19 protein-coding genes and 3 tRNA genes are annotated in these 18,422 nt (G+C 61.8%); 6 read left to right on the forward strand and 16 right to left on the reverse strand.

What is annotated here, in order from left to right; all coding sequences use genetic code 11:
* Window positions 1-7: 7 nt before the first annotated feature.
* The 3 genes from KP001_RS10165 to tssJ are packed head-to-tail and all read right to left on the reverse strand — an operon-like array spanning window position 8 to window position 2,573.
* The gene (locus tag KP001_RS10165; protein WP_217289392.1) at window positions 8-673 is read right to left on the reverse strand and encodes a DotU family type IV/VI secretion system protein; all 666 of its coding nucleotides are present in this window, start codon (window positions 671-673) and stop codon (window positions 8-10) included.
* A 2-nt stretch (window positions 674-675) separates the two neighbouring features.
* A complete protein-coding gene (gene tssK / locus KP001_RS10170) occupies window positions 676-2,073 on the reverse strand; it encodes a type VI secretion system baseplate subunit TssK (protein ID WP_217289393.1) in 1,398 nt (465 codons plus the stop codon).
* The gene (gene tssJ, locus KP001_RS10175; protein ID WP_217289394.1) at window positions 2,070-2,573 is read right to left on the reverse strand and encodes a type VI secretion system lipoprotein TssJ; all 504 of its coding nucleotides are present in this window, start codon (window positions 2,571-2,573) and stop codon (window positions 2,070-2,072) included. Before tssJ ends, tssK begins: the two co-directional genes overlap by 4 nt.
* A gap of 363 nt (window positions 2,574-2,936) precedes the next feature.
* On the opposite strand from tssJ, the gene mobA reads away from it, so the two are divergent.
* The gene (mobA, locus tag KP001_RS10180) at window positions 2,937-3,533 is read left to right on the forward strand and encodes a molybdenum cofactor guanylyltransferase (RefSeq protein WP_217289395.1); all 597 of its coding nucleotides are present in this window, start codon (window positions 2,937-2,939) and stop codon (window positions 3,531-3,533) included.
* Window positions 3,530-4,033 carry a molybdopterin-guanine dinucleotide biosynthesis protein B gene (mobB, locus tag KP001_RS10185; RefSeq protein WP_217289396.1) on the forward strand — a complete coding sequence of 168 codons (504 nt, stop codon included), beginning with the start codon at window positions 3,530-3,532 and terminating at the stop codon, window positions 4,031-4,033. The genes mobA and mobB overlap by 4 nt, the downstream gene beginning before the upstream one ends.
* 148 nt (window positions 4,034-4,181) lie before the next feature.
* On the opposite strand, the gene KP001_RS10190 is transcribed toward mobB, so the two are convergent.
* Window positions 4,182-4,256: transfer RNA gene (locus KP001_RS10190), tRNA-Gly, on the reverse strand.
* 131 nt (window positions 4,257-4,387) lie between these two features.
* Here KP001_RS10190 and KP001_RS10195 point away from each other — a divergent pair.
* From KP001_RS10195 to KP001_RS10205, 3 genes are all read left to right on the forward strand, one after another.
* The gene (locus KP001_RS10195) at window positions 4,388-5,014 is read left to right on the forward strand and encodes a hypothetical protein (RefSeq protein ID WP_217289397.1); all 627 of its coding nucleotides are present in this window, start codon (window positions 4,388-4,390) and stop codon (window positions 5,012-5,014) included.
* A gap of 95 nt (window positions 5,015-5,109) precedes the next feature.
* Window positions 5,110-5,544 carry an acyl-CoA thioesterase gene (locus tag KP001_RS10200; RefSeq protein WP_217289398.1) on the forward strand — a complete coding sequence of 145 codons (435 nt, stop codon included), beginning with the start codon at window positions 5,110-5,112 and terminating at the stop codon, window positions 5,542-5,544.
* Window positions 5,541-5,750, forward strand: a complete 210-nt coding sequence (locus tag KP001_RS10205; RefSeq protein WP_217289399.1) for a hypothetical protein — start codon at window positions 5,541-5,543, stop codon at window positions 5,748-5,750. The genes KP001_RS10200 and KP001_RS10205 overlap by 4 nt, the downstream gene beginning before the upstream one ends.
* Here KP001_RS10205 and gluQRS read toward each other — a convergent pair.
* The 6 genes from gluQRS to KP001_RS10235 form a co-directional block, all read right to left on the reverse strand.
* Complete coding sequence (gene gluQRS, locus KP001_RS10210; RefSeq protein WP_217289591.1) at window positions 5,741-6,667, reverse strand: tRNA glutamyl-Q(34) synthetase GluQRS; 927 nt, start codon at window positions 6,665-6,667, stop codon at window positions 5,741-5,743. The two genes, KP001_RS10205 and gluQRS, sit on opposite strands and share 10 nt — an antisense overlap.
* A gap of 119 nt (window positions 6,668-6,786) precedes the next feature.
* Window positions 6,787-7,098, reverse strand: a complete 312-nt coding sequence (ppnP, locus tag KP001_RS10215; protein WP_217289400.1) for a pyrimidine/purine nucleoside phosphorylase — start codon at window positions 7,096-7,098, stop codon at window positions 6,787-6,789.
* Window positions 7,099-7,167: 69 nt separating this feature from the next.
* The gene (locus KP001_RS10220; RefSeq protein ID WP_217289401.1) at window positions 7,168-7,515 is read right to left on the reverse strand and encodes a hypothetical protein; all 348 of its coding nucleotides are present in this window, start codon (window positions 7,513-7,515) and stop codon (window positions 7,168-7,170) included.
* Between the two features lie 277 nt (window positions 7,516-7,792).
* On the reverse strand, window positions 7,793-9,205 hold the full coding sequence (glnA, locus tag KP001_RS10225) for a type I glutamate--ammonia ligase (RefSeq protein WP_217289402.1): 1,413 nt from the start codon (window positions 9,203-9,205) through the stop codon (window positions 7,793-7,795).
* A gap of 38 nt (window positions 9,206-9,243) precedes the next feature.
* Window positions 9,244-9,582, reverse strand: coding sequence for a P-II family nitrogen regulator (locus tag KP001_RS10230; protein ID WP_129126904.1), 339 nt, complete (start codon window positions 9,580-9,582; stop codon window positions 9,244-9,246).
* 370 nt (window positions 9,583-9,952) lie between these two features.
* A complete protein-coding gene (locus tag KP001_RS10235; protein WP_239027983.1) occupies window positions 9,953-12,034 on the reverse strand; it encodes a glutamine synthetase III family protein in 2,082 nt (693 codons plus the stop codon).
* Window positions 12,035-12,426: 392 nt separating this feature from the next.
* Between KP001_RS10235 and KP001_RS10240 the strand changes: the two genes are divergently transcribed.
* A complete protein-coding gene (locus KP001_RS10240; protein ID WP_217289404.1) occupies window positions 12,427-13,158 on the forward strand; it encodes a M23 family metallopeptidase in 732 nt (243 codons plus the stop codon).
* A gap of 28 nt (window positions 13,159-13,186) precedes the next feature.
* Here the strand turns inward: KP001_RS10240 and hrpB are convergent, their stop codons facing one another.
* The 6 genes from hrpB to KP001_RS10270 all read right to left on the reverse strand — a co-directional run bounded on the left by hrpB (window position 13,187) and on the right by KP001_RS10270 (window position 18,244).
* Complete coding sequence (hrpB, locus tag KP001_RS10245) at window positions 13,187-15,667, reverse strand: ATP-dependent helicase HrpB (protein WP_217289405.1); 2,481 nt, start codon at window positions 15,665-15,667, stop codon at window positions 13,187-13,189.
* Between the two features lie 4 nt (window positions 15,668-15,671).
* Complete coding sequence (locus tag KP001_RS10250) at window positions 15,672-16,346, reverse strand: HAD family hydrolase (RefSeq protein ID WP_217289406.1); 675 nt, start codon at window positions 16,344-16,346, stop codon at window positions 15,672-15,674.
* An 80-nt stretch (window positions 16,347-16,426) separates the two neighbouring features.
* A complete protein-coding gene (locus KP001_RS10255; RefSeq protein WP_217289407.1) occupies window positions 16,427-17,323 on the reverse strand; it encodes a phosphatase PAP2 family protein in 897 nt (298 codons plus the stop codon).
* Between the two features lie 138 nt (window positions 17,324-17,461).
* Window positions 17,462-17,536 (reverse strand) — tRNA-Glu (locus tag KP001_RS10260).
* Window positions 17,537-17,574: 38 nt separating this feature from the next.
* Window positions 17,575-17,648: transfer RNA gene (locus tag KP001_RS10265), tRNA-Gln, on the reverse strand.
* Window positions 17,649-17,689: 41 nt separating this feature from the next.
* On the reverse strand, window positions 17,690-18,244 hold the full coding sequence (locus KP001_RS10270) for a 2-oxoacid:ferredoxin oxidoreductase subunit gamma family protein (RefSeq protein ID WP_217289408.1): 555 nt from the start codon (window positions 18,242-18,244) through the stop codon (window positions 17,690-17,692).
* Window positions 18,245-18,422 lie beyond the last annotated feature (178 nt).

An 18,422-nucleotide genomic window follows, 5' to 3' on the forward strand; every position in this document is an offset into this window, starting at 1 on the left:
TCCTCCGCTAAAGGTTCGGAACGACCAGACCGTTCAGCACGTACCGGTACACGAGGTACATGACCCCGAAGAGGATGATGGGCGCGGCCGCAAGGACCGCCGACCACGGGGTGATGGCAAACGCAGGGGGGGGCGCCTGGATTTCGGCAGCCGGATGAAAGGGGAAGGAGTCAGGGAAAAGCGTGAGGCCATCCAGCACGGGAACGGTGTCCGCTCCCCCCAGAAACCGCTTCAGGTGCGCCCCCCGCACCTGCTCGAGCAGGTAATCCCCCTGCTCCCCGACGTATCGCCCCCGGAACCCCAGCGCGAGACAGATGCAATACACCTCGTGCACCTCCGATGGCAGCCCCGGAGCCTCCAGCCGGTCGAAGGCTTCAACGCCGGCATCGGTGGTGCCGTAGAATACCCGCTGCAATTGCTCATGCTGCCAGAGTTGCCGGTCGGGCCACGGCGAGGAGAGGAGTGTCTCGTCCACCCAGGCGCAGACGATGAAACGCGCCTGGTCGAAGTGGTCCGGATCGCACCCCGCACCCTGCGACAGCGCTTCCGATTGCGCCAGCAGCTCCCTTATCTCGTCCTTTATCTGGGCATAATCGGCTTTACGGTGCGGCTGTCCGTCACGGAACTCGACGACACGGGCCAGCAGTGGCATGAAGCAGTCGATCAGTCTCATGGTCAGCCCCTGGTGACGATCATCAGCTCGGCCTTCAGGTCGTCAGGTGCCTGATCCCAGAAGAGAGCCACGTTGTTCCACTTTCGCACTTGTTCCCAATGGTCGGAGCGGCTGTCGATCGCGAAGTACAGTGAAGAGGCGCGGCGTGGAAGTTCCTGGGGAGGGTTGGGCTGGTGCTCCAGGGGGACTCCCGGAAGGGCCTGGGCCATCAGGAGAGGGAGCCTCTCGCGGGCCGCGAGCTTCGCCACGCTGGCGAGGGATTCGAGAACGGAGGCGGGATCCGCTTCCGTGGTGATCGCCAGGTAGAAGCGGTTTCTTCCCTGGAAGTGGGCGGGGGTGAGGTCCGCCCAGTAATAATTGCCGTCGAAGCTGAGACTGACCGCGTATTCCGGCCCGGCGCAGAGCTGGTCCAGGAGCTTCAGGATCGCATCGTGGGCCTGCGCGAAGCAGCCGCCCAGGTCGAGGTGGTTGTAGCCGGCCAGGATGCCCGGGTCGTCAGGCACCGAAGTCTCCAGGGAGGTGACGGACCCGGAAAGACAGGAGAGTTCTGCAACAAGCTGGGCGAGCACGCCGTAAAGCTGCCAGGGATGTATAGCGCGGGCCTGGATGAGGTGATCCAACTGTGCGAGGTAACGGTTCACCGTCCTGAGCGCGAAGAGGTAGACCAGGTCTTTCGATCCGAAGTCGGCGTCTGTTACACCGCGCTGCTTCTTGGTGCTTTCCAGCCGACGGGCGCGGGCCGCGACAAGGTCCCGTATCCCCCGCACCAGGTCGGCCAGCAGCGGAACAGCGGCAATGGTCAGGCAGGGGGGGATGAAGTCGGGACAGATGTGAAGCCCGTCGCCGCGCGTCTCCAGCCGGGTCAGGGGGAGCAGCAGGTAATCGCCCAGAAGGTCCAACTCGCTCTCCCAGAACAGCTTCAGGACGTGGTCCAGGCGGCGGACCTCAGCGGTGGGACCACCGGCATGGAGGTCCGGACAGGAGACCGGGTCGGAAGCGACGAGGTACCGCGTGTTGCACATCCCGGGGGAGTCGTCCTGCTGCAGGCAGGTTGCGTTTTCCGCCTCCTCCTGCCATTTCCTGAGCCCCAGGTACACGGTGAAGGGAGCGCACGTCCAAACCTCTTCCTGGGGGAGCAGACGGGACTGGACGATGGCGTTACCGGGTAATTCGATGTAGGTGCCGTCGGGAAAGAGAAAGGCGCCCCCGGTCAATTCGATGGAGCACAGACCCTTGGAGACTATCCTTACCTCCGCCCGGGACACCCCCCAGAAATGGGGCGTCAGCAGGGTGTGGTACGGGGTCAGCAGGGAGTGCACGCCGCGCTCGGCAAGCTGGAAGTGCTGCGGCTGCAGGAACATGCCCTGGTGCCAGAAGATGGGGCCCCGTGCCGCGTTCATTCCACCCTCGCGTTGGTTATCTCCTGGGCTCCGAGGTCCAGGTGCAATAACCCCTGCGGCGGTTTGGCAGCGGTACCAGAGGGCATGGCGAGCAGTTCTGTGACCTTCCTCCTACCTTGGCTGTAATAGCCGGTGGCGAGCCCGAGATAGCGCGCGCCTTCCCCCTTGTCACAACTCTGGCTGAGGGCCTGCCCCGGTTGGACAACGATGAGCCGCGCGCTTACCACCGAGGTGTCGAATCGATCGCATTCAAGGAGCTTCGGAACGCCGTCACGATTCTGTGCCAGCTGCCTGAATCCCTCCGGTTCCTTGAGCTGATACAGGCACAGCAGCAGGGCATGAGAGTTCCTGTCGTAGCGGTTGAGCTCGGGATCTGCCCGGACCTTCAACCGGATCACGTCAACCGGCGGCGTGGACGCGCCGTTTTCCGCCAGCCGCATGTTCATGGTGCAGCCTGCCAGCAAACCAAGGGCTGAAGCAACGAGAAGTATCCTGCGCATGTCCACCCCCACCGCGCTTGCGCATGCCGTGCCGGCACGCTTCGGATGTCGCTCCCAAGAACACCGCACAGGTTAGCATATTTTTATTAGGTGCAAATACCGTGGGATGATTTTAATTTACCGAGGGCAACGATGATCTTCCGCCGCATACCTCGACCTCCCCTCCCCCCCGGTAGAGGACCAAGGCGAGGGGAGCAGCCATGAAGACCATCCCTCCCCCCTTCAAGCCCCCCCGAAAGGAGCGGTGACTAGCGGAAGATCATGCCTGGTCGGGGTTATTTTATACCCCGCCGACGGGGGAGTTATGGTATAAACGATGCTGGTTTGGAGGGAAGTATCACAGGACACGCGGAGTACATGGGGATGCCGGGTTTCGTTGCGGACGACATAACAGGCGTCATCCTGGTGGGTGGTAAAAGCCGCCGCATGGGACGGGACAAGGCTTTCCTGGACCTGCAGGGAAGGCCCCTCTTCGAGCGGGTGCTCGACCTGTTCCGGGAGTGCTTTCCCAAGGTGCTGCTGGTCGGCGACCGGCGCGAGCGCTTCGACAGCTATGCCCTCAGCGTTCTCCCCGACCTGATCCCCGGCAGTTCGCTGGGCGGAGTCTACACCGGCCTGGCTGGTGCCGAAAGCGAATGGATCTTCGTATCTTCATGCGACCTCCCCTTCCCGAGCAAGGTGATCCTGCAGCACCTGTGCTCCCTCCGGGAAGGTTTCGACGCGGTGGTGCCGAAGACCGGGCAGGGATATGAGCCCCTCTTCGCGCTCTACTCCCGGCGCTGCCTTGAACCGATCCGGGAACTCCTGGAGGGGGGCGAATGCTGCGCCTACGCCTGGTACCCGAAGGCGAGGGTCAGGGAGGTGGGGCCCGAGGAAATCTCTCACCTCGACCCTGGGGGGATCGCCTTTTTGAATCTCAACACACCTGAAGACGTTATAAATACGGGAGGAATCATATGACGGTAAAGGCGGTATCTTTTGTGGCGAAATCGGGCACCGGCAAGACGACGCTGCTGGAGAAGGTGATCGTCCACCTCAAAGAGCGCGGCTACAAGGTGGGGGTCATAAAGCATGACGCGCACCGTTTCGACATCGACCATCCCGGCAAGGACAGCCACCGGCTCACGGCGGCCGGCGCCGACACCATGCTGATCTCCTCGCCGGAAAAGCTCGCCATCGTCAAGAAGCACACCCAGTCTCCCCCGATCGAGGAGCTGATCGGGACGTACTTCGGCGACATGGACATCGTCGTCACCGAAGGGTTCAAGAAAAGCGGGATGCCCAAGATCGAGGTGAACCGGCAGGAGAGGAGCACCTCCTTGCTCTGCCGCGGCGAGAACTACGATCCCACCCTGGTTGCGGTGGCCAGCGACGGCGAGCTCGACCTCGACGTCCCGGTGCTGGACCTGAACGATCCCTGCGCCGTCGCGGACTTCATCGAGGAAACCTTTCTCCAGTAAGCACCGTCGCCGAGCACACAAAAAAGGCCCCGCCGGTTTCCGACGGGGCCTTTACACTTCCGGCTTACCGCGCGTTTATATGAATCCCGCTAGTGCCAATGCAAAAACCCCGGCAGCCGCTCAGGCTACCGGGGTTTTGTTAATTAATTGGAGCGGGAAACGGGGTTCGAACCCGCGACTTCAACCTTGGCAAGGTTGCACTCTACCACTGAGTTATTCCCGCTCAACAGAGATCCTGTTTATAGCAAAACAGCCCTTCCCCGTCAACCTCTTTTTTTAATGACATGAAAAATTTTGCTCCTTCAATGCACCGAATGTCGTATCATATCGCGCACCATCGGCTATACTCCTCACATGAGAAAAGATGACAGGATACGCGGGATGATCGCCACCGAAGCTGCCCGGCTCATGTACGAGGACGGGGTCCGGGAGTACCGTGACGCGAAACGAAAGGCGGCCAAGCGGTTCGGCCCGGAGAAGGCACTCTCCCTGGGCTCCCACCTCCCGACCAACGCGGAGATCCACGAGGAACTCGCCCGCCTGATCGGGTCCCGGGAAGAGGAGGTCCTTCCTCAACGACTGCTGGGGCTGCGGGTAAGGGCCCTGTCGTACCTCGAACTGTTCGAGGAATTCTCCCCCTACCTGGTGGGGTCTGTCCTCTCCGGCGCGGTCACCGGGCGCAGCGACATCGACATCCATCTCTTCTCCGATTCCGTGGAAGCGGTGGAGAACCTTCTGCGGGAACGGGGTATCGAATTCGAGACAGAAACGGTTCCCATCAGGAAAGGGGGCGTGATCAAGGATTACACGCACATCTATCTGGAGGAGCAGGGTATCGAGATCGAATGCTCGGTGTACCCCGAGGACGAGCGGCGTAACCGCACCATAAGCAGCATCACCGGCAGGCCGATGGAGCGGGCCGGGGCCGCACAATTAAGAAAGCTAATTTCAGCAACTGCCGCCACAGCCAACCACGACTAAGGCCCCTGTGGCACAGGGGTCAAACGCCGGATGTGGGGCGTTCCAGCCGGCTTCGACCAGGCGCGCCGCCCAACACGGCAAATAGAGGAGATTCCATGGACAACCGAAAAGCGGAGCTCATCGAGACGCTGCTCCCTAAAGACACCAATTCTTACGGCAACATCTTCGGCGGCGTGATCATGAGCATCATGGACAAGACCGCCGGCGTGGTCTGCTGGCGTTATGCCCGCAAGCGGGTCGTCACCGCCTGCGCCCAGCGCATCACCTTCCACACCCCCATCAACGTGGGCGAGGTCATCTACTCCCGCGCCACGATCATTTACGTGGGACGCACGTCCATGGAGGTCGAGGTGACGGTGGAGGCTGAGAACGTCACCGACTGCAACAGGCGCCTCGCCGCTAGCGGCGTCTTCACCATGGTGGCGGTCGACGAGAACTGGCATCCCGCACCGGTGCCCCAATGGCAGCCGGTGACCGAGGCCGAACTCGAAAAATGGCGCGAGGTTGAGAAAAGGAGAAAGAAGGAATGATGCTCCGGATGCTCCCTCTGCTGGCACTGCTGTTTCTGCCGGGGTGTGAAACGTTCAACGACGCGATGATCCGGTACATGCTGAAGGAGCCGGGGCTGAGCGGCAGGTTCAGCGATCAGATCAGGAACGGACTGCGGAAATGGGAAAAGACACCGCCGGCGGCGCTGCCCAATGAGGCGCCCCCGCCATTTCTGGATCAGGGGTAGACGAAAGGCGCGGGGGTGCGGGGGATGGCCAGGAGGTCGAGGTGTACGCTCCCCCATTCCAAAAGCTCGGACGGTGCGGCGTTTCGCAGCTCGGGCGGGGGGGCCTGCCCAAGGAAGCGGAGCGCGGCGAACAGCAGACTCCCCCCTTCCCGCTCCAGGTCGCGCCCGGCAGCGAGTGAAACCGCGTTGTCACGCTTGCTGAGCTTGGTGCCGTCGGGGCCGGTGACCAGCGGAAGATGGAAGTAGGAAGGCATGGGGAAACCAAAGATACGCTGCAGGTAGATCTGGCGGGGGGTCGAGGCCAGCAGGTCCGATCCCCGCACCACCTGGTTCACACCCGAGGCGGCATCGTCGACCACCACGGCGAGATGGTAGGCGTAGGGACCATCGGCGCGATGGATGACGAAATCGCCGCAGGAAGCGGTCAGATGCTGGCTGTAGCGCCCCATGATCCCGTCATCGAAGGAAATGACCTCGTCGTAGACCTTGACCCGCAGCGCCCTCTCCACCTTTTCGGGGGGCAGTCCGTCGCGGCACAGCCCGGGATAGACCAGACCGTCTTCATGCGGGGCCGAAGCGATCTGGGCTATCTCGCTCCTGGTGCAGCCGCAGGCATAGGCGATGCCGCACCGCTGCAACTGCTCGGCGGCGGCCCGGTAATGCTCGGTGCGCCTGCTCTGATACAGGACTTCCCCGTCCCACTGAAAGCCCAGCTTCTCCAGGGTCGCAAGCATGTCGTCGGCGATTCCAGGGACCACGCGCGGCAGGTCCAGGTCCTCCATGCGTAGCAGCCACAACCCGCCAGCATGCTTCGCAATGAGGTAGCTTCCCAGCGCGGCGACCAGTGAACCCAGGTGCAAGGGGCCGGTTGGGGACGGCGCAAAGCGCCCGACTGTCTGAGGTTTATCTGTGACCATGAGCACCTTGTTACCGTGGGCCATCAGCCACGGAGCGTTTCCGAGGAACGACGTGCGCGACCCCATGTGAAGGTTTCTCCGAAGTCCTCAGATGTTCTCCGTGGCCAATGGTCCTGGTTTTAAAGGAAAGAGCAGCAGTAGTCCGAGACGGCGGTGACCTTGAGCTGGAAGCTGGAGTTTTCCGGCACCTCGAAGGCCTCCCCTCCCTTGATGGCGACCCAGTCCGGGGAACCGGGGAGCAGCACGGTCATCTCGCCGGACATGATCTCCATAAGCTCGGCGGAACCGGTATTGAAAGTGTACTCGCCGGGCATCATGATACCCAGGGTCTTGCGGGACCCGTCGGCGAAGAAAATGGTACGGCTGGTCACGCCACCGTCGAAATAGACATTGGCCTCTTTGACGACCGTTACGTTGTTGAATTCAGACACACTAACCTCCTCAAGGGTATGAAATCGGGCACGAACCCTGTATTACCAATTCCGGCCGCGAGGCCGTCTCTACTTTTCCCACTCGCCCCTCTCCCAACGTTCCAGGGCTGCCTGGGCACGGAACCCGATCAAACCCGGCTCTCCGGCGATCAGGGTGAGTCTCGCCACACAGGGTTCGGGAGCTTCCGGCATCGCGTAGACGGCAACCATGCCGGCAACAACGGGATCGGGATCTTCAAGCAGAAGCAGCAACTCGGCCATTCCCCCTTCACGCTGCAAGGCGCGGTAAAAGCGGTCGAGATCGGCCACCTCCGCGGCGGCCACCTCTTCGGCCATAGCCTCCATGGCTTCGGCGTGGCGCGAGGCAGCCTTGGCAAACCACCCCACCAGCTTTTTTACTTTCTCATGATGCTGCAAACGATTTCTCCCAACGGGGACGGCCTAGCGCTGCGCGGAGCCGCAAGTGGGCAAGGTAACAGTTTTTATCAACGCCTTCAAGGATAAAGACCGGCGCGCCCCCCAAGCGTGAAGCGTCCCGGGTCATCGCATGGAACTGCCTGATTTCCCCATGCAGTGACAGTCATCGAGCCGGGCGGAGGTGCGCTCCTGGCAACCGAACCCGGTGCCGCCCAAAGACGCGAAAAAGGCGGGGATTCCCCCGCCTTTTTTTTACTGCCCGTGTGAGCTGAACTGCTTAGATATCGAAGTATAGAGCGAACTCGAGCGGTACCGGACGCATGCGGACCGGGTTGATTTCGGCTTCGGTTTTGTACTCGATCCACTTGTCGATGACGTCCGGGGTGAAGACGTCGCCCTTGAGCAGGAAGTCGTGGTCTTCTTTGAGGGCGTTGAGCGCCTCCTCCAGGCTCCCCGGAGCGGACGGGATGGTGGAGAGCTCTTCCGGGGAAAGACCGTAGATGTCCTTGTCCAGCGGCTGGCCCGGATCGATCTTGTTCTCGATGCCGTCGAGGCCCGCCATCAGCATGGCGGCAAAGGCGAGGTAGCCGTTGCAGGACGGGTCCGGCGTACGGTACTCGATCCTCTTCGCCTTCGGGTTGGAGGAGAACATCGGGATGCGCAGCGAAGCGGAACGGTTACGGCTGGAGTAAGCCATGTTCACCGGAGCCTCGAAGCCCGGCACCAGACGCTTGTAGGAGTTGGTGGTCGGGTTGGTGAAGGCGCATAGGGCGCGGGCGTGCTTGATGATGCCGCCGATGTAGTACAGAGCCATCTGGGAAAGCCCGCCGTATTTGTCGCCGGCGAAGAGGTTGGTGCCGTCTTTCCACAGGGACATGTGGCAGTGCATGCCGGAGCCGTTGTCGCCGTAGAGCGGCTTGGGCATGAAGGTGACGGTCTTGCCGTTGCGGTTCGCTACGTTTTTGATGACGTACTTGAACCACTGGAGCTGGTCAGCCATGTCGACCATCGAGGAGAAGCGCATGTCGATCTCGGCCTGGCCGCCGGTGGCGACTTCGTGGTGCTGGCACTCGACGCGGATGCCGACCTTCTGGAGCTCCATCACCATCTCGTTGCGGAGATCGTTCTGGGAGTCGGTCGGGGCAACCGGGAAGTAGCCTTCCTTGTGACGCGGCTTGTAGCCGAGGTTCGGGAACTCTTCACGGCCGGTGTTCCAGGCGCCCTCTACGGAGTCTACGGCGTAGAAGGAGGAGTTGGCGGTGGAGTCGTAACGGACGTCGTCGAAGATGAAGAACTCGGCTTCCGGCCCGAAGTATGCGGTGTCGGCGAGGCCGGTCGACTTGAGATAGTTCTCACCTTTTTTCGCGATGTTACGCGGGTCGCGGGAGTAGCTTTCCTTGGTGATCGGGTCGAAGATGTCGCAGATCAGGGAGAGGGTCGGGACCGCGGTGAAGGGATCCATTTTAGCGGTGGTCGGATCCGGTAGTATGATCATATCGGAAGCGTGAATCGGCTGCCAGCCACGGATGGAGGAGCCGTCGAAGCCCTGACCTTCCTCGAAGGTATCCTCGCCGAACTCGCTCATCGGCACGGTGAAGTGCTGCCAGATGCCGACGAAGTCCATGAATTTGAAATCGACCATCAGCACGCCGTTTTCTTTGGCAAACTCCACTACTTGTTTTGGTGTCATCTACTGTCTCCTTTCAAATTAAGTAAAGAATCAGCCAGTTAGAGAGCGTCTTCGCCCCTCTCACCGGTCCTGATCCGAACCACCTCTTCCACGGGAGTGACGAAGATCTTGCCGTCGCCAATGCGCCCGGTTTTCGCGGCCTGCTCAATGGCGTCGACAACCTTGCTGACCACTTCGTCAGAGACGATGATCTCCATCTTGATTTTGGGAATGAAATCAACCACGTACTCGGCGCCGCGGTACAACTCGGTGTGCCCCTTCTGACGACCGAACCCCTTCACCTCACCGATGGTGATACCCTGGATGCCGATCTCATTGAGTGCTTCTTTGACTTCATCAAGCTTGAAAGGTTTTATGATTGCTTCCACTTTTTTCAAGGCAGTTATCCTCCGCTTGTCGTTCAGTGCGCCGCGAATTATAGATACCTTGCTATAGAATTGCAAGTTTTAATAAACCGCGGATTGATGGTTAGTAACTCTACTGCAATACTTCGGCCAATCACAAGAAGGCCAGTACACACACGGTATTACGGCAACTTAAGCGGCCAACATCCTTACCGCGCACTGAAGGCGGCAAGACCGCTGCCTAAAAGTTGGGCAAGCGGGGTCGCCTATACTAATCCGGCGAGCACCTTACCTTATTAAGTGTTGTTGTTAAGACAGTCCTACTGATCGTGCCGGCTGTGGCAAAGCTAAAATAGGAGCCCCGAAAGGGGCTCCTACTTTCAGTCGGGCAAAGATTCAGGGGTTACAGGACGAACAGCATTTCCCTGTAGGTCGGCAGCGGCCAGTATTTGGCAGCTATGATTTTCTCCAGCGCATCACCGGTGGTACGCAGCTCAAGCATCTTGGTGAATACGCTTTCTCTGAATGCGGCCGCCTGCTTATCGGCATCGCCAATGGCAACGGCGTCTTCAAGCGCCTTCTCCAGCGCCTTGGTATTGGCGCTCATCGCGGCCAGCTTGTCGCTGAGTTCTTCCAGCAGTTCCTTCTGCGTCGAGACATCCAGTTTGCTGGACACGGCGGTAACAGCATTGATGGATGATGCCACGGTAGTCGCGTATTCAATGGCCGTAGGGATAATGCTGTGGTTGGCCATGTCGATCATGGTGAGCGCTTCGATGTTCAGGGTCTTGACGTACTGCTCGACCATGATTTCGTAACGTGCATGGACTTCTTTGTCGTTGAATACATTGTGAGCAGCGAACACCTCGACCGCTTCCTTGGAGATCAGCTCCTTGAGCGCGTCAGGAGTGTTGGGGATGTTCGGCAGGCCGCGTTTCGCTGCTTCCTGAACCCACTCGTCGGAGTAGTTGTTGCCGTTAAAGATCACGCGCTGGTGCTTTTTCGCGGTTTCCTGAAGCAGCTTGTCGAGGTCGGCGTCGAAGTTGGTGGATTTCTCCAGCACGTCGGCGAATTCCTTCAATGCCTGGGCAATGATGGTGTTGATGATGATGTTGGGGCCCGAGATGGAGAAGGACGAACCGAGCATCCTGAATTCAAACTTGTTGCCGGTAAAGGCGAACGGGGAGGTCCTGTTCCTGTCGGTGGCGTCCTTGGGCAGCGAGGGAAGGGTATTTACGCCGATGTCCATGTGACCGCTCAGGGAGGACGATTTCGTTACGCCCGCCACGATCTGGTCGATGATGTCGGCAAGCTGCTCGCCGAGGAAGACCGAGATGATCGCCGGAGGTGCTTCGTTGGCGCCCAGTCGATGGTCGTTGCCGGCGTTGGCGCAGGAGCAGCGCAGGAGCCCGGCAAAGGTGTCCACGGCTTTGATGGTTGCCATGAGGAAGGTCAGGAACTGGGCATTTTCATGGGGGGTGTGCCCCGGCTCAAGCAGGTTCTGCCCGTCGTTCGAGCTCATGGACCAGTTGTTGTGCTTGCCTGAACCGTTGACGCCGGCAAACGGTTTCTCGTGCAGCAGGCAGACCATGTCGTGCCTGAGGGCGACACGCTTGAGGACTTCCATGACCATCTGGTTGTGGTCAGTGGCGATGTTGGTGTTTTCAAAAATCGGCGCGATTTCAAACTGTCCGGGCGCTACTTCGTTGTGCTGGGTTTTAGCGGTGACGCCGAGTTTCCACAGCTCTTCATTCACTTCCTTCATGTACGACAGCACTCTTTCCTTGATGCTGCCGAAGTAGTGGTCTTCCATTTCCTGCCCTTTCGAGGACATGGCGCCGAAAAGGGTTCTGCCGGCCATCATCAGGTCGGGTCTTTGCAGGTAGAAAGACTTGTCGACCAGGAAGTATTCCTGCTCGGCTCCGACAGTCGAGGTGACCCTGGTGACATCGGTATTGCCGAACAGCCTGAGAACACGCACTGCCTGCGTGGAAAGCGCTTCCATGGAACGAAGCAGAGGGACCTTCTTGTCCAGAGCCTCACCGGTGTAGGAGCAGAATGCGGTGGGGATACAGAGGGTGACGACGTCAGCCTCTTCTCTCAGGAAGGCAGGCGAGGTGCAGTCCCAGGCGGTATAGCCCCTGGCTTCAAAGGTGGCTCTCAAGCCGCCGCTCGGGAAAGAGGAGGCATCGGGCTCGCCCTTGACTAGCTCTTTACCGGAGAACTCCAGCAGTGCCCCGTTCTCGGTGGGCGAAAGGAAGGCGTCATGCTTTTCCGCGGTGATGCCGGTCATCGGCTGGAACCAATGAGTGAAGTGCGTAGCGCCTCTTTCAACGGCCCACTCTTTCATTGCCGCTGCAACAACATCTGCAATGGAGGGATCCAGCGGCAGACCTTCGTCTATGGTTTTCTTGAGGTTCTTGAAAACAGCTTTCGGCAGCTTCTCTCTCATGACAGACTGGTTAAACACGTTTTGCCCGAACATCTCCACGGTACAGCCTCCTTTTTGTGCAGCAGTGTCTAAAAAATAAGCAGCATGCTTATTGAGGGGATTGAGGTTCCAAGGACTTACGGAACCATTGAGCTCGATGTCCTAGCTGTAGCAAGAGAAGTGCCCAGCGCACCCTACTCCTGATTAATATTTACACACCCCGTAGAACGACCGCAGGCGCGGCTGAGCTCTGGCCGCAGGCTCGCCCCCGGGCACCGGCAGTGCAGCCCCCTTGCACTTGCAGACGCTTCAGGGGCGGCGCCTGCCAGGTGATGAGCAGCGAAAGGGTAACCAGGTGCCACTTGCAAAGCGCCGGCAATCCTACTATAGTACGGGGGCTTCAGCGCGGGATCAGGCGGCCCAGGAGTTAGGGCGAAGGATTAATGGTGAAGAAAAAGGCAGTCGCACTACGAGGGAACGGGACATCACGGCTGGCTGGCAGACTCCTGCCTGCAGCGGTGCTTTGCGCGCTCGCCGTCTCGCCGGCTCAGGCCGACTTTTTCCGCTACACCGACGAGAACGGCGTTGAGGTCTTCACCAACGCCCCTACCAACAGCGGGGCGGTCCGGGTGCTGCGCGAGGCAAAGAAGCCCAAGCAAAACACGAAGCTGCAGCAGCCGGCATCAGGGAAGGAGGCTCCGGACTTCTCCGGCATCGATGCGAAACTTCCGGTACAGGGCGTTATCACCTCGGGGTACGGCATGCGGCACGACCCGATCGACGGCAGCCCGAGGCATCATAACGGGGTGGACATCGCGGTACCGACCGGCACCAGGGTAAAGGCGATCGCGGCAGGCAGGGTGGTAGAGAGCGGAGCGCGCGGCGGATACGGCAACCTGGTCACCATCCAGCATGCCGACGGCATGGTTTCCATGTACGGCCACAATTTCCAGCTCGAGGTCAGGGTGGGGGACCAGGTGGAGGCGGGGCAGACCGTGGCGCTGTCAGGATCGACCGGCAGATCGACTGGGCCCCACGTCCATTTCGAACTCTGGAAAAACGGCGTCAACGTGACGCGGAACTACCTCGACACCGGGGCCGGCATCCCCGAAGTCACCGGCAGCATCAGAAGCTACCTGCACAAGGACGGCTCGCTGGTGTTCACCAACATGAACTAGAAACGCAAAGCCGCAGCCTCTCCCTTTTTCACATCCTCTTTTTCACATGCCTGGTCGCGGGCGCGTTCCAGGGGTCGTCCGGCCAGGGATGCCTGGGGTAGCGACCTTTCAACTCCTTGCACACCTCCCTGTAGGCTCCGTTCCAGAAACTCTTCAGGTCGGCGGTAACCTGGATGGGGCGACGCGCCGGCGACAGAAGATGGATCAGCACCGGCACCCTCCCCCGCGCCAGCCGCGGCGTCTCGGCAAGCCCGAACATCTCCTGAAGCTTCACCGCCAGAAACGGTTCTCCCTCCGCCGGGTACTCGAGCGCCACGCGCGAACCGCTGGGAACCTGCAGGTGCGTGGGGGCCTCCCGTTCCACGAGCTGCTGCCGCCGGTAGTCGAGCAGAGACTTGAGCGGCTGCAGCAGGTCCACCTTGGCCAGTTGGGCCAGGGTCCGCACCCCCTGCAGGTAGGGAAGGAGCCACTGTGCAACGCTTTCCCTGAGCGCCTGGTCGGAGAGGTCGGGTAATTCCTCTTCGGGGAGCACCCGGGCCAGGAAGCGCACCCGGTTGCGATACTGGGCCGCCTGCTCGCTCCAGTTCAGCCCACCGATGCCCGCCCCGGAAACGATCCCCTGCAAAAGTGCCGCAGCTATCTCTTCCTTCTCCGGAACCGCCGCCCGCTCGGAAAGCACCACCGCGCCCAGCCGTTCCTCGTCCCGGGCCACCACCCTCCCCTCACGCTCGTCCCAGAACACCCTGCGCTCACGGGTGATGCTGTTCACGCATCCGGAGCGGATCGCCTCCAGGGAAACGGCGCTCGCCATGTGGATGTCCGCCTCGCCGCCCCCCCCCTCGACCTCGACCGCAACGATGAAGGGCTGCGCCCTGACGTTACTGCGCGGGGAGAGCTTGGCGCCGGTACCGTTGGCCATCAGGTAGCGCCCGGAGCCCGGACTCCTCTCACGCGCCACGCGGTCCGGGTAGGCCGTGAGGAGCAGTCGACCCACGGTGGCCGCGTCGGCATGGAGGGGGGTGTCCGCCGCCCCGAGGGCCCCGCGGAAGTAGGCGGCGAGCCGCTCCACCGTCCGCGCGCCCTGCGGGTCGCGCCGTTCGCCGACCGCGTCCAGCCGGTCCAACAGGTCGCTTTCAGAGATGCTGCCGCTGCCGCGCGGCATGAGGTCCCGCTCGGAGAGGATGGCAGCCAGGGTGCAGGCGAGAGGGGCACAGCCGGCATCGAGAGAACCGATCAGCATGGCGGCAAGGCGCGGGTGCATGGGGAGCGCCGCCATCCTGCGGCCGAGTCCGGTGATGGCGCCGCGCTGGTCGAGGGCGCCCAAGGAGCGCAGCAACGCGCGCCCCTCGGCGAGATGGGGAGCCGGAGGCTCGTCGAGAAAGCTCAGCGACGCGGGGTCGGCGACACCCCACTGCGCCAGGTCAAGCGCCAGGGGAGCCAGGTCGGAAACCTTGATCTCGGGCGGGGTGAAGGGAAGGAGGGTATTCTGGGTGTGCTCGCTCCAGAGACGGTAGCAGACACCGGGGGCGACCCTGCCGGCACGACCGGCACGCTGCTGGGCGGAGGCCGCCGAGATGCGCATGGTGTCGAGGCGATTCAGGCCGGTCGAGGGATCGTAACGGAGCTGGCGGGAGTAGCCGGTATCAACCACCACCCGCACCCCTTCAATGGTGAGGCTGGTCTCGGCTATGTTGGTGGCGAGCACCACCTTGCGGCGGTCTCCAGGGAGGATGGCCCGCTCCTGCGCCGCGAACGGGAGGTCCCCGTACAGGACCGCGATCATCACCTGAGAGCCGAGCAGCCCCTGCAGGATACCTTCGCAGCGCCTGATATCCCCAGCTCCCGGCAGGAAGACCAGGACGTCCCCTTCGGTCTCCGCCAGCGCCCTCATGACCCCGGCGCACGCCGTCTCAGCAAGCCTGGCCGTCGGCTCGCTCTTCAGGTAGCGCACCTCGACAGGGAAGTGCCGCCCCTCGCTCGTGATAAGCGGCGCATCTCCCAGCAGCCGGGCGACCGGCCCGGCGTCCAGGGTCGCCGACATCACCAGCAGGCGCAGCTCCTCGCGCAGCCCGAGCTGGACGTCGCGGCAAAGGGCAAGGGAGAGATCGCAGGTGAGGCTTCGTTCGTGGAATTCGTCGAAGATGACCGCCGCCACACCTTCCAGGACCGGGTCGCTCTGCAGCCGGCGGGCCAGGATCCCCTCGGTCACCACCTCGATCCGGGTCGCCTTGGAGACCTTACGCTCGAAGCGGATGCTGTAGCCGACCGTCTTACCGACCTCCTCGCCCAGGCACTGCGCCATGTAGCGGGCGGCGTTCACGGCGGCCAGGCGACGCGGCTCCAGCATGATGATGCGGCCGCCGTCCAGGAAAGGCGCATCGAGCAGGGCAAGCGGCACCCGCGTGGTCTTCCCCGCCCCCGGAGGCGCCTGCAGCACGGCGACGTTGCGCTCTTGCAGCGCAGCGAGCAGGTCGGGGAGTATGGTGTCGATGGCGGCGGGTTTCAGCATGAGATCAGACCAGCAGGCGCAGCCCCTCGAGGTCGATGCCGGAAAGGGAATTGACCACGCGGCAGGCGCCGGTCAGGCGCTCCCTCGGGTAGCTGTTGGTCACCGCAAGAACTTTTAGTCCGGCACCGGTCGCCGAGGCGATGCCTGCAGGCGTGTCCTCGACGGCGATCGTGCAAGCAGCGTCCACCTTGCCGGGGAAACGCTCCTGGAGCCGCTGCACGGCGAGGCGGTAACTTTCCGGATCGGGCTTGCTCGCCGCGACCTCGTCGGCGGTCACCTTGACATCGAAGGCTTCGGTCAGCCCCAGCTGGGCCAGGATCGGTTCGATGTCGCTTTTCAGGGCGCCGCTGCAAAGGGCGAGCGGGAGATTGCCGGAGATGGAGCGGATGAGTTCCACCACCCCCGGGTACGGCGCGACGCCGACGGAAACGATATCCAGAAAGGCCTCCGCCTTCCCCTTGATGAGTTCCCTGAGCTCCGCGTCGGCGAGGGGACGGCCGTGCACCCGGAACGCCTCGCGGAAGGCGTCGCGGTCGTCGAACCCGATGTAGAGATCGAGGTACTCCTCCCAGGAATAGCCCAGGCCAAGCGGCACCAGCAGTTCCTGGAACGCCTTGTAGTGCAACGGCTCGGTGTCCACGATGATCCCGTCGAAATCGAAGATGACTGCGCTCAGCATGCGAAGCTCCTTATATGAGTCCAACTGTTGCAAATTTTGTTCTTCCAGTGATTGCGGCCGGAGCTACCCCGCCCGTCACACTAGAACCTCCCCAGCAGGGCCAGAGCGGGCGCCCCCTCAATGGCCACCGGCGCCACGGTGACGCTTCCGGCGGGGGCAGAACGGTACCTGGTGACCGCGGCGCCGGCCAGTTCGCCGATGGCCGCCCCCAATATCACGTCGCTCGCCCAGTGCTTGGTCTGGTACACCCGCGAGAATCCGGCCAGGCTGGCGGCGGCATAGCAGGCGGCCTTGCCGTAGATGCTCTCCGTCTTGGCGGCGACGACATGGGCCAGGGCGAAGGAGCTCGCGGTGTGCATCGAGGGAAGAGAATCGTAGCCATCCTTGAACTGGAAGGGACGATAACTCGAGTTGCTGCCGGTCTGGTACGGGCGTCCCCGCCCGATGGCCCCTTTGAGCACGAAGGTGGCGCCGTCGGCGAGCAGCAGGGCCTCCCCCATCTCCTCGCCCAACTGCATGACCTTCACCTGGTCGGTGACGGCACCGGTGCCGTAGAAGGCGGCGGCGACGCCGAGGTGGAGCAGCGGGTTGCTGACAGTGTTGCCGGCATCCGTTATTCCCCTCATCACCCCGTGGTGTGAGCCGGCGAACTCGTTCCGTATGTCCTCGTCAAAGAGGTAGGTAAGGCCGAAGAGACCGGCGGTCACGAAGGTCCCCGTGAGATAGGGATCCACAGGCCCCTTCAGAAACAGTTTCCCCTCCCCCGCGAAACGACCCGCCTCTTCCTTGATGGCGCTCACGCTGGTGAAGACGTTCTCGGCCGCCTGGAGCGGGGCGACCAGGGCCAATTGAAAAACGGCGATCAGGAGTAGAAGGGAAAATGAAAGAAGCGCGGGAGGGCAGGTAATGCTGAGGAAGCGGGATCGCGACTGCTGCACCGGGGAGGTTCTGCCTGAAACGGTCACTGTCTTGGTCATCGACTTTCTCCGTCCTGTTTCTATCTCACGTTAGAGCAACCTGTGGGGAGGGCGCGGCGACCACTGACGCTACGGCAGCCTGTTCCGCTGGCTCAGGTTAAAAAAAAACAGCGCCCTGCTTCTGGCGCTGTTTTAAGGTGGTGATCCCAAGGGGACTTGAACCCCTGTTACCGACGTGAAAGGCCGGTGTCCTAACCACTAGACGATGGGACCTAACTATGTTGCAGCTTGCAATGAAGCTGGGGATGGTATGGCTGGGGTACAAGGATTCGAACCTTGGATGACGGAGTCAGAGTCCGTTGCCTTACCGCTTGGCGATACCCCATCGCGAGAGACCAGTTTAATACCAGAACAGTGCCGGCAAAGTCAAGCTTCTTTTTTCGCCCTTGCCGCCTCTGCGCCAGTTTCTATCGCCTTGACGTTGGCCGGGATGAACCTGTGGTTGCGCTCGGGGAGCGCCTGGGAGAGCGCCGAGACGAGGGAGGGGAGCTGCACCGCGCCGGTAAGGGCGACATAGGCCCCCACCGCCACCATGTTCACCATCCTGAGATCGCCCAGTTCGGTTGCTATCTCGTTCATGGGAACCGTCACGACCTGGATGTCGGTGCGGTTCAGGGCCGAGACGTCGACCAGCGAGGAGTTCACGATGAGAATGCCACCCGGGCGGACCCGGGCGCCGAAACGCTCCAGGGAGGCCTGGTTCAGCACCACCAGCACCGAGGGCTGCCCCACCACGGGCGAGCCGACCGCGCCGTCGGCGATCACCACCGTGCAGGTGGCCGAACCGCCCCGCTTCTCGACCCCGTAGGCGGGAAAGTAGCTTACATTTTTACCTTCATCTATCGCCGCATAGGAGAGCAGGTTGCCGGCCAGAAGGACACCCTGGCCACCGAACCCTGCTATCAAGACATCTTTACGCATCCGCGTCCCTCCGAACCTCGTTCAAGGTATGACATTCGTTCCGCGTTCTCATCTACTTCGCCAGGTCCCCCTCTCCCGCCGGGAGAGAATGGCCGCAGGCCGGGTGAGAGGGAAGCCACGTGCAACTGCTTGGCCGATAGCAACGCCCTCGCCCCTTCCCCCCCTAAAGGTAGAGGAA

Origin of the sequence: Geomonas subterranea (assembly GCF_019063845.1) — a bacterium.
Taxonomy (GTDB): domain Bacteria; phylum Desulfobacterota; class Desulfuromonadia; order Geobacterales; family Geobacteraceae; genus Geomonas; species Geomonas subterranea.

What these genes read in the sequence shown, in the direction of transcription:
- KP001_RS10165 (WP_217289392.1), bottom strand. Translation starts at nt 673, where the DNA reads ATGAGACTGATCGACTGCTTCATGCCACTGCTGGCCCGTGTCGTCGAG.
- tssK (WP_217289393.1), bottom strand. Translation starts at nt 2,073, where the DNA reads ATGAACGCGGCACGGGGCCCCATCTTCTGGCACCAGGGCATGTTCCTG.
- tssJ (WP_217289394.1), bottom strand. Translation starts at nt 2,573, where the DNA reads ATGCGCAGGATACTTCTCGTTGCTTCAGCCCTTGGTTTGCTGGCAGGC.
- mobA (WP_217289395.1), top strand. Translation starts at nt 2,937, where the DNA reads ATGCCGGGTTTCGTTGCGGACGACATAACAGGCGTCATCCTGGTGGGT.
- mobB (WP_217289396.1), top strand. Translation starts at nt 3,530, where the DNA reads ATGACGGTAAAGGCGGTATCTTTTGTGGCGAAATCGGGCACCGGCAAG.
- KP001_RS10195 (WP_217289397.1), top strand. Translation starts at nt 4,388, where the DNA reads ATGAGAAAAGATGACAGGATACGCGGGATGATCGCCACCGAAGCTGCC.
- KP001_RS10200 (WP_217289398.1), top strand. Translation starts at nt 5,110, where the DNA reads ATGGACAACCGAAAAGCGGAGCTCATCGAGACGCTGCTCCCTAAAGAC.
- KP001_RS10205 (WP_217289399.1), top strand. Translation starts at nt 5,541, where the DNA reads ATGATGCTCCGGATGCTCCCTCTGCTGGCACTGCTGTTTCTGCCGGGG.
- gluQRS (WP_217289591.1), bottom strand. Translation starts at nt 6,667, where the DNA reads ATGGTCACAGATAAACCTCAGACAGTCGGGCGCTTTGCGCCGTCCCCA.
- glnA (WP_217289402.1), bottom strand. Translation starts at nt 9,205, where the DNA reads ATGACACCAAAACAAGTAGTGGAGTTTGCCAAAGAAAACGGCGTGCTG.
- KP001_RS10235 (WP_239027983.1), bottom strand. Translation starts at nt 12,034, where the DNA reads ATGTTCGGGCAAAACGTGTTTAACCAGTCTGTCATGAGAGAGAAGCTG.
- hrpB (WP_217289405.1), bottom strand. Translation starts at nt 15,667, where the DNA reads ATGCTGAAACCCGCCGCCATCGACACCATACTCCCCGACCTGCTCGCT.
- KP001_RS10250 (WP_217289406.1), bottom strand. Translation starts at nt 16,346, where the DNA reads ATGCTGAGCGCAGTCATCTTCGATTTCGACGGGATCATCGTGGACACC.
- KP001_RS10255 (WP_217289407.1), bottom strand. Translation starts at nt 17,323, where the DNA reads ATGACCAAGACAGTGACCGTTTCAGGCAGAACCTCCCCGGTGCAGCAG.
- KP001_RS10270 (WP_217289408.1), bottom strand. Translation starts at nt 18,244, where the DNA reads ATGCGTAAAGATGTCTTGATAGCAGGGTTCGGTGGCCAGGGTGTCCTT.